Here is a 15,734-nt window from a genome sequence, read left to right as displayed (position 1 = left end):
GATATGAGCATAAAGAATTAGTGCACAAATAGAAAGAAGGTTAAAGGGATGAAAAAGAAAATCCTATTTTGGATATTAGGGATTGTAGGTGTACTTATAATTGGAACAGGAGCTTATGCTTATCATGTATATTCTTCAGTTTCTAATACATTAAATGAAGTACATAAGCCATTGCAACGTGATAAAGATAATAGTAAGGGCGCAGAAGAAGCAAAAGCTAAAGTTAAAGAATCTCAACCTGTCTCTATTTTGTTATTAGGTGCAGATGAGCGCGGGGATGATAAAGGACGTTCGGATTCTTTAATGGTTATTACATTAAACCCAAAAACAAAATCAATGAAAACAGTAAGTATTCCACGTGATACGTATACAGAGATTGTTGGTAAAGGTAAAAAAGATAAAATTAACCATGCTTATGCATTCGGCGGCGTGGATATGTCTGTTGCAACAGTAGAGAAATTTATAGATATGCCAATTAATTACTATATTGAAGTGAATATGGAAGGCTTTAAAGATATTGTTGACGCTGTTGGCGGTGTAGATGTAAATAATGATTTAGAGTTTACGCAGGATGCACACCATTTTGCTAAAGGAAATATTCATTTAACAGGTGAGGAAGCTTTAGCATATACTCGTATGCGCAAACAAGATCCTCGTGGTGATTTTGGTCGTCAAATGCGTCAACGTCAAGTGATGGAGGCTGTTATTTCAAAAGGTGCTAACTTCTCGTCACTTGCTAACTATGGTGATGTATTAAAAGCGATTCAGAAGAATGTGAAAACAAATCTAACGCAAGATCAAATGTTTGATATGCAAAAGAACTACAAAGATTGCCTACAAAATAAAGAGGATATTCAAATTCCTGGAGATGGTCATATACAAGATAAAATTTGGTACTATTTCGTACCAGAGCAGGACCGTCAAAACTTATCTAATAAATTAAAAGAACATCTTGAGTTGCCTAAGAAATAATTTTCCACAAACCCAACTACTCTTACAGTAGTTGGGTTTATTTTTACATGCTTTTATACTAATATATATGTAGTATGAGATGAACAGATGGGGTGAACGAATGAATAAAAAAGCATTACTTGTGCTTTTGGTTTTGGTGTTATTTGTTGCTTCTGTTGTGAGCGGTAAGTTGTATTGGAATAAGAAAGTTGCCAATGCAACGCAGCAAGCGGGGGAAACAAAGCAAGAGGCGAAAGTGGAAGAAGTAAGTACACAAAAGCAAAGTGCAAAGACAGAAGAAAAAAAGCCGGAAACAAAGGTGTCTTTTAATGAAGCTTATGCAAAGAATTTACCTGATGCGGTAAAGGAAAAGTTGAAGAAAGCAGCAGCTGATAAGAAGGCTGTGAATCTTGTTATTGTTGGGGATCAAGCTTCAGCGGCTGATGCTTGGCCAGCAAAGTTGACTGCTAATTTAAAGCAGGCGTATGGTGAATCGCTTTGGAATGTTACTGTAAAAGAGTTTAAAGATGAAAGTACAGATGATTTAATTGCGAAGAATCGTGATAAAGAGATTGCAGATGCAAAGCCAGATGTGATTTTATTTGAACCGCCGTTTGTTACAGATAATAGTAAATCGGGTAATGGTAATTCTGTAGCAAATACGCAAAAGTTTGTAAAATCATTGCAAACAGGGGCGAAGGATGCGGTGATTATGATCCAACCGCCAAACCCAGTGTACAATGCAAAGAATTATCCGAAAGCGATTGCTGCTTTGAAGCAGCTTGCTGAGCAAAACGGTTATACATATATTAATCATTGGGAAGTATGGCCAGATCCAACGACGAAGGGCATCTTACCATATTTACAAGATGAGTTTGGTTTCCCAAGCGCGAAAGGTCATGAGATTTGGGCACAGTATGTGACGAATTATTTCGTTGCAAAATAATGATAGTTTAGTAGAATGATTAGTGATTGTAATAGAGGGAATTGTCGTCAATATATAGTCGATAATTCCCTCTATTTTCATTTTTAATGTTTGTTATACTATATAAATCACATATAAGCCCGTGCTATGCAGAATACAATATGACTGCTACTTGCTTTCTCCTTTTGTTTAACCTCGCATGTGGCAGGAAAGGGCCCTGACCGCTTCTATGCGAGGCCAGATGCTCCGGTCTCCTCCTTAAAAGAAAGGGAGTTTTTATGTCGTCTTTTTAATTTCCATTACTATATCCATTTTAATTTTCTAACATATAAGCCGTTGCTATGGAGAAAACAACATGACTTGTACTTGCTTGCTCCCTTTGTTTTAAACCTTGCATGTGGTAGGAAAAGGCCCTGACCGCTTCTATGCACGGCCAGATGCTCTCATCCACCCTAAAAAGAAAGAGGTTTTTATGTCGGTTTTTCAATTTATAGATAGCTCGAAAGGAGGTACTCTATGAAAATACTTGTAGTTGATGATGAAGCGAGCATTTGTAATTTAATTCGGATGCAGTTAGAGATGGAAGGCTATGAAGTACTTACGGCGGCAAATGGAAATGAGGCGCTGCAAAGATGGGAAGAGAAGCCGAATGTGTTGATTTTAGATGTGATGCTTCCTGATATAGATGGTTATGAACTACTTCGGTTGTTTCGGGAGAAGGATCGTGATATTCCCGTGTTAATGTTAACGGCGAAGAGTCAGATGAATGATAAGTTGCTTGGTTTGCAGCTCGGCGCTGATGATTATGTGACGAAGCCTTTTCATTATGCCGAGCTGCTGTTGCGTGTGAAAAATATGACGCGGCGTGTACAGAAGAAGGAAACGATTCATCATGAAGTGATTCGGGCCGGTGAGTTTGTGATTTGTCCAAAGGAACGAAAGCTGCATGTGAACGCGGAAGAAATTCATTTGACGTACCGAGAGTTTAATTTGTGCCAGTTGTTTGTAATGAATCCTCAGCGTGTTTTTATGAGGGATGAGTTGTTAGAGAAAGTATGGGGTTTTGAATATATCGGCAATACGAGAGCAGTTGATATTATGGTGCAGCGTCTGCGGAAGAAGCTTGGGGGTAGCGGAGAGAGTATTAAAACAATTTATGGCGTTGGCTATAAGTTAGATTGTTAAAGGTGATTGGATGTCGTTAAAACGAAATATGGTGCTTGGTATAGTAGGGTTATTGATTCCCATTTTGTTTCTTCTTTATATGGTGGTTTATATTGCGCTGGAAAAGAGTATGTACCGGAATGCGGCCAGTTCGCTCGAGAAGTTAAGTGTGGAAGCTCAAATATATACGATGAATTATTTAGAGAAAGAAGCGGAAGTGGAGACGCTTGGGCCCAATTCGTTATTAATTGCTTCTTATTTAGCAAAGCGGATGGACGTCCGTGTCCAGATGATCGGGAAGAACGGAGAAGTTGTGGCGGATACGCAAAAAGGAGCACTGCTGTATCGGAATGTCGATATTGAGCGTTCGTTGCAAGGGAAGAAGGCCTATGTTGTTGAAAATGGTAACCCAGCTCCGTTGTTATTGTTTTCGAGTCCCGTTTATTACGGAAATGAAGTGATCGGGGCCATCCGGTTTGTAGATGAATTGCGTGATGAGAAGGAAGTATTGATGAATGTGAGCTGGACATTTGTTGTAACATCAATTTGTTTAGTGGCAGCGGGTATTTTCTTTGCGATTCGTTTGGCGAAGTCTCTCCATAAGCCAATTGATCAATTGAGACAAATGGCAAAGCGTCTTGCCAATGGTGATTATAAAAGCAAAATTGAGTTAACAGAGTATGTGGAAATTGCGCAGTTGTCAGCTTCTTTTAATGCGATGGCCGATGCAATTGAGTTGCATATGACGCAATTACGGGAAGAGAAGGAGAAGCAGAAGGATTTCTTGGACCGGATTACGCATGAGTTGAAAACACCACTTACTGCTATTATTGGTTATGTCGATTTAATTCCAAAATTGCAGGATGAACGAGATGTGAAAGAAAGTCTTCATTATGTTTCGATAGAGAGTCAGCGTTTACTCTCTTTAGTGGAGGAGCTCTTGCAATCTTCGAAGTATGGAACGAGTACGTTTGAAGTTTCACCGACGATTGTGGATATAAAACAAATTGTGGATGAAGCCGTTTCGATTGTAAAGCCGCGCTTGCAGCAATATGAGATCGAGGTTGTGAATGAGTTATATTCTACATATGTTGTGGCTGATTTTGATAAGACGAAGCAGATTTTCTTAAATGTATTTGATAATACGATTAAATATAGTGATGCTTCCCAGTTAAGGATAAGTACCGTTATAAATGAACAGGAAGCAAAGCTGCTCATTTATGATGATGGGATTGGAATGGATGAAGAGGTACTTGTAGAATGGAATCGTTCTTCTAATGGGAAGGTGTTATCTTCTAGTTATGGGAACGGATACGGTTTGTTTATTTGTAAGGAGATTATGAGTAAGCAAGGAGGAAGCATGCGGATTGAAAGCAGTGAGGATATGGGGACGATGGTGTATATCACATTGCTGTTACCGCGGTATATGGAAGATATAAAACACTTGAAAGCGGTTAAATGATACATTTATGAAACATTTATGCGGTATTTTCGAAACAACGTTTTTTTATCTTGGAGGTAAGCAGAAATGAAAAGGCTATCATTTCAAGTTCTCTTGTTTGTCTGTTGTATGATGTGTTTTGTCCTTTTGTTTTATTTCATTGAAGAACAGTTGTACAACCGCGTCACAATTGTAGATGACAAGCAAGCCGTTTTAAAAGGGGCAAATGAATCTGTTCCTACTGAAGTAAGAGTAAAGCACGAAAAGTGGGGAGAGGTCGTTGTCACAGACGAAGTTCGTCTGCATGCGATTATCTCATTTTTTGATCGGATTCGGATGGAAAAGAATCATGCAGATGCCGGAGAGAAAGTATTTACTGGAGAAATAACGTACTTGAACGGACATAAGCGTACGTTCGCAGTAGGTGATTTGTTTCAGTATGAGGCAGATGTGTACGGAAAGATTGGTACAGATCCAATGATCTCCGCGCTTCAAACGTATTTGTTAAGTTTATATTATACGCCTGAGAGAATTAGTGATTTCTTTGCGAATGCAAAGGAAGTGGTTGTGCGGCAAGGTGATGGTGTGCGTGCTGCCGATTTGGATCCGATACTCACAAGGGTCCGGCAAGCGAAACAAATTACGGATTATGCAGAAATTCAAAATTTGTTGTATGCACAGAAAAACCCAATTGCTTACATAACCGCCTATCAAAATGGAAAACAAATTAAGAATAGACGCGAGGATATTCTGACGATTTCTGTATATAGTGATTACTTTATTGTCCAATATCTCGGCGATAATAATGGAAATGTGATGTATATGAAAGGCTCCCTAGCAGCTTTATTTGTAAAGGAGAATTATTCATGAAAAAGATAGCCTTTTTCTTCTTTTTGCTAGTAATTGGAGGAGCGATGTCTAGTTGCTCTCGAGATACAGCCACTATTAAATATGATAAGAGCGGTCTTCCAATCTTAAAAGACCGTCATCTCGTTGCTTATGTAGCAGCCCGTGAAGAGGTTGGTGAGGCCTTGTTATCATCTTTTTGCAGGGCGCGCGGGTGTACGTATGAATTTATTCGTCTTTCTACAGAAGAGATGTTAAGAAGGGTAGAAGCGGAAGCTGATAATCCAAAAGCAGATGTCATTATTGGGGGCACAGTCGATGCTCATCAAACGATGAAGCGAAAGAACATTTCGGTTCCTGTCACAAGTCAGCATGCTAATAACATTTCAAAAGCCGTAAAGGATCAGGATGGCTATTGGTATGGCTATGAAGTAGAACAACTGGCAATTGCTATTAATAAAGAGCGATGGAAACAGGAAATAGAACCGCTTGGACTTTCGTATCCGTCAGAATGGAAAGATTTATTACATCCTGCTTATGAGGGGAAGATCGTTATGCCTGATCCGAATGTATCAGGAACAGCGTATACGTTGTTTCAATCACTACTGGATACGTTTGGAGAAGAAGAAGCAGACAATTATGCGCTAGGGCTTGCCAAACAAGTTGCAAAAGTAACAGTTAATGGTTATATGCCTGCGGAATATGTTGCGAGCGGCGAAGCGATCATCGGCATTAATTTCTTAGGAGACCAGCGTATGCTGCAAAAGCAAGGCTTTCCGATTGTAAGTAAGGTACCAAAGCAAACAGGGTTATCTGTTAATGCGATTTCTAAAATACAACATGCACCGAGTGGCATTATAGCGGATTTATTTATTGATTATTGTTTATCGGAAGAAGCGGGGCATATTTTAGAAAAGGTTTCATTTGGCGTACCAACGATGCTTACAGAACGACAGCAAGAAGTGCAAAGTCAGCCGGTTGGAAAAATGAATCGGTCAGTATCAGATAGTGGAATGATCGAGTTATGGAATAGACAACGTCTCTCTCAAAAGTGAAAAAAGGAGAAGAGATAATATGTTTAATTGGCTTAAGCCTGCACCAGCAATCGAGCGTTTGCCAGCGAATATGATTGACAAAGTATACAGCCTACTACGTCTTCGTGTGTTACTGGGAATTTCAGTTGGGTATGCAGCGTATTATTTAGTTCGTAGTAACTTTGCGTTATCTAGTACGTACTTAATAAAAGAATATGGTTTTAGTACAACGGAATATGGTTTATTAAGTTCCGTTGTGGCGATTGTGTATGGACTAAGTAAGTTCTTTATGGGAAATTTATCAGATAAAGCGTATGCGCAGCGTTTTATTGCGGTTGGTTTATTCTTGTCAGGGATTATAAATATTTGTTTTGGTTTTGCATCTTCATTTGGCATGATTTTAACATTATTAGTGTTCAATAATATTTTCCAAGGAATGGGAGCGCCTCCTTGTAGTACTGTAATGACGAAGTGGTTTTCAAAGAAAGAGCGCGGTACGAAAACAGGACTTTGGAATATTTCACATAATGTTGGTGCGATGCTTGTACCACCGCTTGTTGGAATTGGTGTTGGTATTTTCGGTGAAAGTCATTGGCAAGCCGGCGTGTTTATCTTCCCGGCGATCATTGCAATGGTTATTTCCATTCTTATGTGGGTGAATGCGAAGGATACACCAGAATCTGCCGGTCTTCCACCAATTGATGAATATCGCAATGATTATGAAGATCTTGAGAAGGCAGACAATGCCAACAAAATGTCACCAAAAGAAATTTTGATGAAATATGTAGTGAAAAACAAATTTATTTGGTATTTATGTATTGCGAATGCATTTGTATATTTAATTCGTTTCGGTGTCATTAACTGGGTACCAATTTATTTAACAACGGTTAAAGGATTTACAAAAACAGAAGCGCATGCAGCATATTCAATTTTTGAAGCAATGGCAATTCCAAGTTCATTAATCGTAGGTCTGTTAAGTGATAAGTTATTCAAAGGAAAACGTATGCCACTATGTGTGTTTAGTATGGTTGGTGTTGTTATCGGAACGCTCGTATACTGGCAAGCATCGAATATACTTGTTGTGAGTGCGGCAGTTTCGATTATTGGTTGCTTAATTTACGTACCACAATTTTTAATTGGTTTAAGTGCAATGGAATTAGTACCAAAATTCGCAGTAGGTACAACAGTTGGTATGTGTGGTCTGTTCGGTTATTTAGGAGGAAGCTTAGTTGCAAACGCAGCGATTGGTGTTATCGTTGATCGCTCTGGTTGGGACGGCTGTTTCATTCTATTATTAGCCGGCGGTATTTTATCTACTGTATTCTTATTTATCGTTCAATTTGGTCATGAGAGAAAAGAGTCTAAGAAGAAACTGGCTTAATAATTTTGGAGAAGAGAATCTATCAATTGGTAGGTTCTCTTTTTTTAATCAAACGTTTGTTTAAATTATATTCTCCCTCGTAGATTGCTATTATGCAGAAGAAAAAATGACCTGCACTCGCTAAAGATATTGAAAGAGTTTATTAAAAAAGAAAAAGAAGATAACTCCCTATTGTATATAGGGGATTATCTTCTTCTTGATTTCTGTATATGGATATGTTGCTGACTCAGAGTGGGCACTTTTATAGAAGCCTCGCACTTGCTTTCTCCTTTTGTTTAAAACCTCGCATGTGGCAAGAAAAGGGCCTGACCGCTTCTATGCAAGGCCAGATGCTCTCGCCCCCCTAAAAAAAGGGGTTTTTAGGTCAATTTTTTAACTTGTATAAGTTATTCTTTAATTTTAAATTGCGCAAGCAGTCCTTCTAACTCCTCAATTTGTTTCTTTACTTGCATAGATTGATTTGTTATTTCTGTAATGGATGATGCCTGTGTTTGAATTGCTTGTACAGTCACATTCGTATCGTTTTCTACTTTTGTAGAAGTTTCTGATACTGCTGATAATGAAGCGTTAATTTCTTCTGTCCCAGCAGCCATTTCTTCTGTTGTAGCTGAGACTTCTTGAATTTGCTGCGATATCTTATGAACGTCTGTCATGATTGTTGAAAATGCTTGGTCTGCTTCATTAGCAGCGTTGCTTCCTTGTTTTGCTTCTTCTTGCCCTTTTTTCATAATTCGAACGGTATCTTTCGTGTCTTGCTGGATGGATTTAATTAAATCATTAATTTCATTTGCAGATTGCTTGGATTGTTCAGCTAAGTCTCGCACTTCAGCTGCAACAACTGCAAACCCTTTTCCATTGTCCCCTGCGCGTGCTGCTTCAATTGCAGCATTTAAGGCAAGCAAGTTTGTTTGGTCCGCTATATTTGTAATGGCATTTAACGCTTTATCTATCTCTTGTGTACGCATAACAAGACGTTCAATCACTGCAGATGTTTCTTCAACAGTTTTGTGCACGCTATTCATTTGCGTAATAGATTGCTTAATTACTTTACTTCCACTATCTATACGATTTGTTGTAGCAACAGATACTTCCGCAACAGTTGCTGCGGATTCAGCTACTGTTTGAACCCCATCTGCTACGTCATTCATTGCGATTGAACTTTCTTGAATACTCGTAACTTGTCCTAATATTTGTTTGTTCACTTCATGAATTATTTGCATAGCTTCATTAGAGATTTGAGATGCTTGGTTTGTATTTTTCAACATGCTATCAGTTGAGGTAGTAACCTCTTGTGCCGTTACCTTTATTTTTTCCATTAGTTGTTGTAAGTTATCCAACATATGATTAAAAGAAATAACGATACTTCCTAATTCATCATTTGCTTGATAAGAAGTACGTATGACTAAATTTCCGCCTGCAACTTCTTTCATATCATGCTGTAATAAAGTAATTGGACGTTGGATAGCAGATTTAATGATATATCCAATAAATATAATAAATGCAACCGCTATAACCGAAATAATAATAAACATTAGCAGTGTATTTTGCCCACTGTTAGCGTTATTTTCTTGTAATTGTTTTGCCTTATCAACATTATACTTAATGAGATCTTTAATTCTCTCACTTGACTTTTTCGTAGCCGAATCAATTTCGTTCATATAATAAGCATAAGCGGCATCGTGCTCATTCTTCTTCACTAAGTCTTTTGTGTTATCTATTTTGGTTTTTAACTCTTGGTAACTTTTTTGAAAATCTTCATATAATTGTTTTTCTTCCTGTGAATTGATAGTAGCCGCATACTTTTCTAGTAGTTGATTATTCTCGCTGCGTATTCCGTCCATTGTAGTTAATATTTGTTTATTTCGATTTTCATCAGCTGAAAGGATAAGTTCTACAAGGTTTTTATTATTATAATGGAAATTAGATTCTACAGACTCTATCCAGTAAACTGGAAGTAACCTGTCTTCATACATACTTTTAGAAGCTGTGCCTGTCTTTATTAATCCCCTATATCCTATAATTGATAAGAGAATACATGCAATAATAGCTGTAATCATTAATACATTTAGTTTTGTACTAATTTTATTATTTTTTAGAAACATTCTAATACACCACATCTTTCTTATTTATCATTATATTATAATATACGGATTGTGGTAAAAAAACAAAAAAGCAAAAAATGTCTATAATTTTTCGCTTTTTTGTATTGAAATGTTTGGATATGAATGAGTTTATTTTCTTATTGATAAACTGTTTTGTTTTATGAAATATTGCATATCGAAATAGGTTGTAAATATTGTTATTTTAAAATATAATAAAAATATAAGATATTAAATATTCAGAAAACAGGAGGGCATGTTCATGGAAATCGCAATGGCAGTTTTAAAATTTCTAGGTGCAGTAATTCCGTTAGTAGCAGACCTTTTAAAAGCAGTAATGTAAGTAGGATTTGTTGCTATTATATTATTTTATAATCATTGTACAAATGATCTGTGTATTGAACAAATAGGTTCATATACAGATCATTCTTTTATTTTTGCATATAAATCCATTTTAATTTTCCGACATATAAATCGTTGCTATATAGCAATACCACATAATCCGCACATGCTCGCTCTCTTTGTTTTAAACCTCGCATGGGGCAGAAAAAGGCCCTGACCGCTTCTATGCACAGCCAGATGCTCTCGTCCTCCTCTAAAAGAAAGGGGGTTTTATGTTGTTTTTTTAACTTGCATATATATAGTTTTAATTACCCTATATATTATATCGAATTTTAGCTATTTCTCCATTTGTTCATTTTAGATAAGCTTCTTCTATGTTTCGTAGGTAATGCGTAACAGTTTGCGAAGGTACATCTTTACAAACTGTAATCTAAGGTTTTGTTTTCTATGCGAATAATGAGCAATAGAATTTAAAATATGCAATTTTGCATATTTATCTACAAATTGGTTGCTTTTCACTTTTTCAACATAAATAGACAGTATACTTGATGGGGGTTTGATCAATTAGGAAATTATGCGAGGTGAAAACATGGAAAGGAAAAATAGTAATGACAAATTTTCATGAAAGAAGATTTATTTTGTAAGTAAGTGTATATTCCTAGCACAAAAATTACCAGAAGATGTTCTCCAGAAGAATATAAAGCAAGAGTTGTTTCCAAAACAAGTTATTAGTATGCAGGAAGGGTGCTTATATGGATAGTCCCTCATGCTATTTTGAAAGAAACAGACACGGAGGATGGCTTATGAAAAAATTTTTTGTTGGGCTTTTTATTAACATTAGAATGTTAGCGGGTGTGTCTTTTGATGGATCATAATCGAGTAGTAGTGATGAATGATAATGAAAAAGAACAGCTGGTTTCGGATTTACCATTTGAGTATTAATATAGAAAAAGCAACAATCACAAGTAAACGCAGTTGTTTCTTTTTAATAAGGGTATGTTCTAGGTAACCTTAAATTAGGCTACATAACTTAAGAGCAGGATTTTTGTTATGAATTAAAAGGAAATTACGATAAAATGTAGTCTATGATCTAAACATAAATGTGCCTCAATCGCACATTTATGTGAAATTATATATTTTTTATAATTATTATTTATTTATTGCTATATTATGATTATAGAGGTGATTTTATGAAAAGAGAAATGTATGCACCAATTTGTTTGCAGTGTAAAAAGCATCTTCAAGATTGGAAAGGTAATGTAAGGATTAAAAAAGACGAAATGTTTGATACTAGGGTAATTCAAAGCTTGGAGGTATGGTGTAAAGAATGCACAACTGTCCTCAATGAAAAGGGTCCTGGGAGGGAATACCATAACCTGTGGGAGCTTTCTTCAGTAAAAGAATCATACTTTGATCAATTAATAAGTTTAATTGGTCGAATGGAGGAAAAAGAAGGACTATATAGATTTTCTGAAAAAGCTATTCTTGATTACCTGCAATTAGGAAGAATCTTATATGATAAGAAGATATAGCTTGAATAGTATTAAAATAGGGGTAATTGTGGGCATTGCTTGTCGAATAGACACGTCAGCAGAAAAGTCCTTATCTTATGATAGGGGCTTTTTCACTTCTCATGAAGAATGCAAAATATAAGATTTAATAGGAAATGGAGGGAGTAATGCTATGTATCCTAAGTTTTTTGATAAAATAGCTTTTTCAAAACAACATAAAGATTTATTAATTCAATTGTATAATAAAGAAATTACACGAAGTGAATACAACCACTTATTAAATGAACTATATGAGCCAAATCTTAAAGGGAATGAAAATAAGGAACAAGATGAAAAACGCTCTATTTAAGATTTTCAATATTTCATTTGCAAATTTTAAGACTGGCATTGTAATTCCCATTAAGTCCACCTTATATAGCCGCTGACGTTTATTTACTATTCCACGAATCCAATAACTGACTTCAAAAAATGAATGAAACTCTCATAAATGACTAACTGTACAGAAGTGAAATATATATCGGAAATTTTAGAAAAAAGTACGGAGATGGAGAATTCTCTGAAGTTTCCCATATTAATCAAACGTTTGTTTAAGAAAAATATGCATATATGCATATTTGTAACAAAATATGACATTATTTGATACAATTTATAGTATGTATGCCAAACTATGTCATATAAATGTAATAAATGTCTTATGTTTGTTGAGATATTTTGGAAAAGTTTGTATAATTTAATTATATCGACAATTTAAACAAAAGGAGAGAGACAATGTTACCAGATACCGTTCGTACTCCGAATAAAAAGAAAAAGTGGATTATCATTGGAGTGATTGCTCTTATTATTATCGTTGCTGCTGTAAATATTTTTATCATGCAGAGCAAGAAAAAAGGAAGCACAGCAGGTGATGTGAAGTTTACGGAAGTAACAGAACGTCAGCTCAATAATACAAAGCTCGTTTCCGGTCAAGTGAAGCCAGGGAATATTGAGAGTTTCTATGCAGATGCGACTAAAGGAAAAGTGAAAGATATTGCTGTAAAAGAAGGACAAGAAGTGAACAAAGGGGACAAGCTGTTCTCTTATGATAATGAAGAAATTAATTTACAAGTGAAGCAAGCAGAAATCGAACAAAAAGTGGCTTCTATGCGTTTTGATCAAGGGAAGAAAAAAATAGATTCATTGAAACAAGATATTAAGAAAGCGAAGGATAGCGGAGCGACGAAAGAAATGATCGATCAGTTAGAATCGCAATTAAATGAATTAGAAATGCAACAAAAAACATCTGATCTTGAAAAAGAAAAAGGGAATCTTCATATCGAAGAATTAAAGAAAAAACGAGGAGAGCTTACTGTTTACAGTAATTTTGCCGGTGTTGTGCAAAAGCTTGATAAAGATGCGTCGCAAGGTTCTACGCCAGCAATGGGTGGTCAAGGGAAAGCATTTTTACAAATTGCCTCTAAAGATGCATTCCAAATTCAAGGTATATTAACGGAACTTCAAAAATCACAAATCCAAAAAGATCAAACGATTACAGTGACGGCAAAGGCAGCGCCGAAGAAGAAATGGGCTGGGAAAATTACAGAAGTAAGTGAATATCCGACAAGTGCGGAAGTAAATACACAAGCTGCAGCAGGCGGAGAAGCAGGACAAACTATGTCTTATTACACATATAAAGCATCATTAGATTCTCAAGATGGATTATCACCAGGATACCATGTGTCTATTCAAGTAAACTTAGAGAATAAGAAAATGGTTGCTGTTCCTAGTAAAAGTATTGTAGCAGAAAAAGAGGAATCATTTGTGTATGTAGAGGAGAAAGGAAAGCTTCGCAAGCAAATGGTGAAGAAAGGTTCAAGTGATGGAGATTGGATTGAAGTAGTTGAAGGCGTAACAGTAGGACAAAAGGTGGTTAAAAATCCTTCCGATAAAGTGTTTGACGGAATGGAAGTGAAGAAAAAATGATTACCTTAAGCAATATTCATAAAACGTATTATCAAGGAAGTTTAGCTGTACCAATTTTACACGGTATTAGCTTAAAGATTGATAACGGTGAATTTGTTTCGATTATGGGACCATCTGGATCGGGGAAATCAACGCTTATGAATATTATTGGTTGTCTTGATCGTCCAACAGAAGGTGAATATATGCTGAATGATGTAAATATTTTAACAGCAGATGAGTCAAAATTGGCGCTCATTCGAAATGAATACATCGGTTTTGTGTTCCAACACTTTAATTTACTGCCTCGTCTTTCGGCGGTGGAGAATGTAGAGCTTCCGCTTATTTACGGCGGTATGAAGAAAGCAGATCGCCGCGAGCGGGCATTAGAGGCATTAGGAAAAGTTGGCTTAGCAGATCGCGTACATCACTTGCCAAATGAATTGTCAGGTGGACAAAAGCAGCGTGTCGCAATTGCACGTGCAATTGCCAATGATCCAACATTCATTATGGCCGATGAACCAACAGGTGCGCTTGATACGAAATCGGGTGAGCAAGTTATGAATATTTTCACCCAGCTGAACAAAGAAGGCACAACAATTGTAATGGTTACGCATGAAGAGGAAGTAGCAGCGTATTCATCTCGCCGCATTGTGCTCAGAGATGGGAAAATTACAGAAGATAGAAGGTGTGCTGTATGAGTTTACTAGATAGTATTAAAATCGCTCTTTCTTCTATTCTAGCTCATAAGCTGCGCTCCGCACTAACGATGCTTGGGATTATTATCGGTGTTGGCTCGATTATTACTGTCGTTGCGATAGGGCAAGGCGGGGAAGCAATGCTGAAGTCTCAATTTGCAGGTATAGGTAATAATGTGATTCCACTTCAGTTTCAAGTGGATATCGATGATCCATATTCGATGGGGATCGGGCAACGTCCAGAATTAAAAGATGAAGATATTCTCGCACTGAAAGAATTGCCAGAGATTAGTCACGTTGTTACGACGAATTCGGGCATGGAACCACTCGATATTAATGATAAAAAAGACATGACTAATATTATTGGACTTGATAGTGAATATTTTGCGGTGAATAAAATCAAATTGACTGAAGGCCGCTCTTTACATGAATCAGATGTTGAGCAGGGTAATAACGTTGTGATGATTAGTACGAAAGCAAAGGATACTTTTTACCCGAAAGAAAATCCTGTTGGGAAAATTATCGAGGTAAAAGGCCAGCCATTGCAAATTATCGGGGTGTATAAATCAGATAATAGCTTTATGGGCATGGGACCGTCGGAAATATTAATTCCGATTTCGCTTTGGCCAACACTATATGGAAGAAGTGAAATTCAAAATATTGCAGTACAAGTGAAAAATGTTGATCAAATGGAAGCGGGCGGGAAAAAAGCTGCTGGCGTTTTAAATGACCGCAAACCAAATGATATTCCAGGGAAGTATGAAGTTGTCGATATTGAGAAAATGAAAGAAAGCGTCTCAAAAGTAACGGGTATTATGACGATGATTATCGGTGGTATTGCAGGTATTTCCCTTGTCGTTGGCGGCATCGGCGTTATGAATATTATGCTCGTATCTGTTACGGAGCGTACGCGCGAAATTGGTGTTCGTAAGGCACTTGGGGCAACGCGCGGGAAAATATTGCTTCAATTCTTAATCGAGGCTGTGATGTTAACACTTCTTGGCGGTTTGATCGGAATAGGTCTTGGATACGGAGGCGCTTATATCGTGTCTACATTTGCGAAATGGCCACCGCTTGTTTCGTGGGAAGTTGTGCTTGGCGGCGTCCTATTCTCCATGACGCTCGGCATTATTTTCGGATTAATTCCAGCAAACAAAGCAGCGAAATTAGATCCAATCGAAGCGCTGCGCTATGAATAATATATAGATCCATTTTGATTCTTCAATATCCCAGTTGCTGTTATGTAAAACAAAAAGTGATATGCTACTTGCTTGCTCGCTTTGTTTTAACATTGTCTGTGGCAGAAAAGGGCCCTGACCGCTCCAAGCATGGCCAGACGCTCTCGCCCATCTGAAAAAAGTGGTTTTTATCCCGCATTAACGGGCAGCAATACTCCCACCTCAAAAT

The 15,734-nt window shown here is 37.0% G+C and carries 13 protein-coding genes; 12 read left to right on the top strand and 1 reads right to left on the bottom strand.

The genetic code is table 11. The annotated features are described in order from the left end of the window. Positions 1-48: 48 nt before the first annotated feature. The 7 genes from tagU to V7024_RS04685 all read left to right on the top strand — a co-directional run bounded on the left by tagU (position 49) and on the right by V7024_RS04685 (position 7,742). Positions 49-972, top strand: coding sequence for a polyisoprenyl-teichoic acid--peptidoglycan teichoic acid transferase TagU (gene tagU / locus V7024_RS04715; protein WP_438824433.1), 924 nt, complete (start codon positions 49-51; stop codon positions 970-972). A 100-nt stretch (positions 973-1,072) separates the two neighbouring features. Next, positions 1,073-1,897, top strand: coding sequence for an SGNH/GDSL hydrolase family protein (locus tag V7024_RS04710; RefSeq protein ID WP_335516335.1), 825 nt, complete (start codon positions 1,073-1,075; stop codon positions 1,895-1,897). A 495-nt stretch (positions 1,898-2,392) separates the two neighbouring features. Beyond that, the gene (locus V7024_RS04705) at positions 2,393-3,061 is read left to right on the top strand and encodes a response regulator transcription factor (protein WP_335516332.1); all 669 of its coding nucleotides are present in this window, start codon (positions 2,393-2,395) and stop codon (positions 3,059-3,061) included. Positions 3,062-3,071: 10 nt separating this feature from the next. Continuing rightward, positions 3,072-4,502 carry a sensor histidine kinase gene (locus V7024_RS04700; protein ID WP_335516330.1) on the top strand — a complete coding sequence of 477 codons (1,431 nt, stop codon included), beginning with the start codon at positions 3,072-3,074 and terminating at the stop codon, positions 4,500-4,502. Positions 4,503-4,568: 66 nt separating this feature from the next. After that, the gene (locus tag V7024_RS04695) at positions 4,569-5,351 is read left to right on the top strand and encodes a DUF3919 family protein (protein ID WP_335516327.1); all 783 of its coding nucleotides are present in this window, start codon (positions 4,569-4,571) and stop codon (positions 5,349-5,351) included. Continuing rightward, positions 5,348-6,382: an ABC transporter substrate-binding protein gene (locus tag V7024_RS04690; RefSeq protein WP_335516325.1), complete on the top strand. Its 1,035-nt coding sequence runs from the start codon at positions 5,348-5,350 to the stop codon at positions 6,380-6,382. Before V7024_RS04695 ends, V7024_RS04690 begins: the two co-directional genes overlap by 4 nt. Before the next feature lie 19 nt (positions 6,383-6,401). After that, positions 6,402-7,742, top strand: coding sequence for an MFS transporter (locus tag V7024_RS04685; protein WP_335516322.1), 1,341 nt, complete (start codon positions 6,402-6,404; stop codon positions 7,740-7,742). A 386-nt stretch (positions 7,743-8,128) separates the two neighbouring features. Here V7024_RS04685 and V7024_RS04680 read toward each other — a convergent pair whose 3' ends face one another. Beyond that, positions 8,129-9,844 (bottom strand): methyl-accepting chemotaxis protein, encoded by a 1,716-nt coding sequence (locus V7024_RS04680; protein ID WP_335516319.1) that lies wholly within the window; start codon positions 9,842-9,844, stop codon positions 8,129-8,131. 1,529 nt (positions 9,845-11,373) lie between these two features. Between V7024_RS04680 and V7024_RS04675 the strand changes: the two genes are divergently transcribed. From V7024_RS04675 to V7024_RS04655, 5 genes are all read left to right on the top strand, one after another. Next, positions 11,374-11,715, top strand: coding sequence for a hypothetical protein (locus tag V7024_RS04675; RefSeq protein ID WP_335516316.1), 342 nt, complete (start codon positions 11,374-11,376; stop codon positions 11,713-11,715). A 151-nt stretch (positions 11,716-11,866) separates the two neighbouring features. Next, positions 11,867-12,043, top strand: a complete 177-nt coding sequence (locus V7024_RS04670; RefSeq protein ID WP_335516313.1) for a hypothetical protein — start codon at positions 11,867-11,869, stop codon at positions 12,041-12,043. A gap of 419 nt (positions 12,044-12,462) precedes the next feature. Further along, entirely contained in the window at positions 12,463-13,653 is a 1,191-nt protein-coding gene (locus tag V7024_RS04665; RefSeq protein WP_335516310.1) for an efflux RND transporter periplasmic adaptor subunit, read from the top strand. After that, positions 13,650-14,330, top strand: a complete 681-nt coding sequence (locus V7024_RS04660; RefSeq protein ID WP_335516306.1) for an ABC transporter ATP-binding protein — start codon at positions 13,650-13,652, stop codon at positions 14,328-14,330. Before V7024_RS04665 ends, V7024_RS04660 begins: the two co-directional genes overlap by 4 nt. Continuing rightward, positions 14,327-15,526, top strand: coding sequence for an ABC transporter permease (locus V7024_RS04655; RefSeq protein ID WP_335516304.1), 1,200 nt, complete (start codon positions 14,327-14,329; stop codon positions 15,524-15,526). The genes V7024_RS04660 and V7024_RS04655 overlap by 4 nt, the downstream gene beginning before the upstream one ends. Positions 15,527-15,734 lie beyond the last annotated feature (208 nt).

Source organism: Bacillus sp. JJ864, assembly GCF_036963045.1.
In the GTDB taxonomy this organism is placed as follows: Bacteria; Bacillota; Bacilli; order Bacillales; family Bacillaceae_G; genus Bacillus_A; species Bacillus_A pseudomycoides_C.
This window is presented reverse-complemented; position numbering and strand designations above follow the sequence as displayed.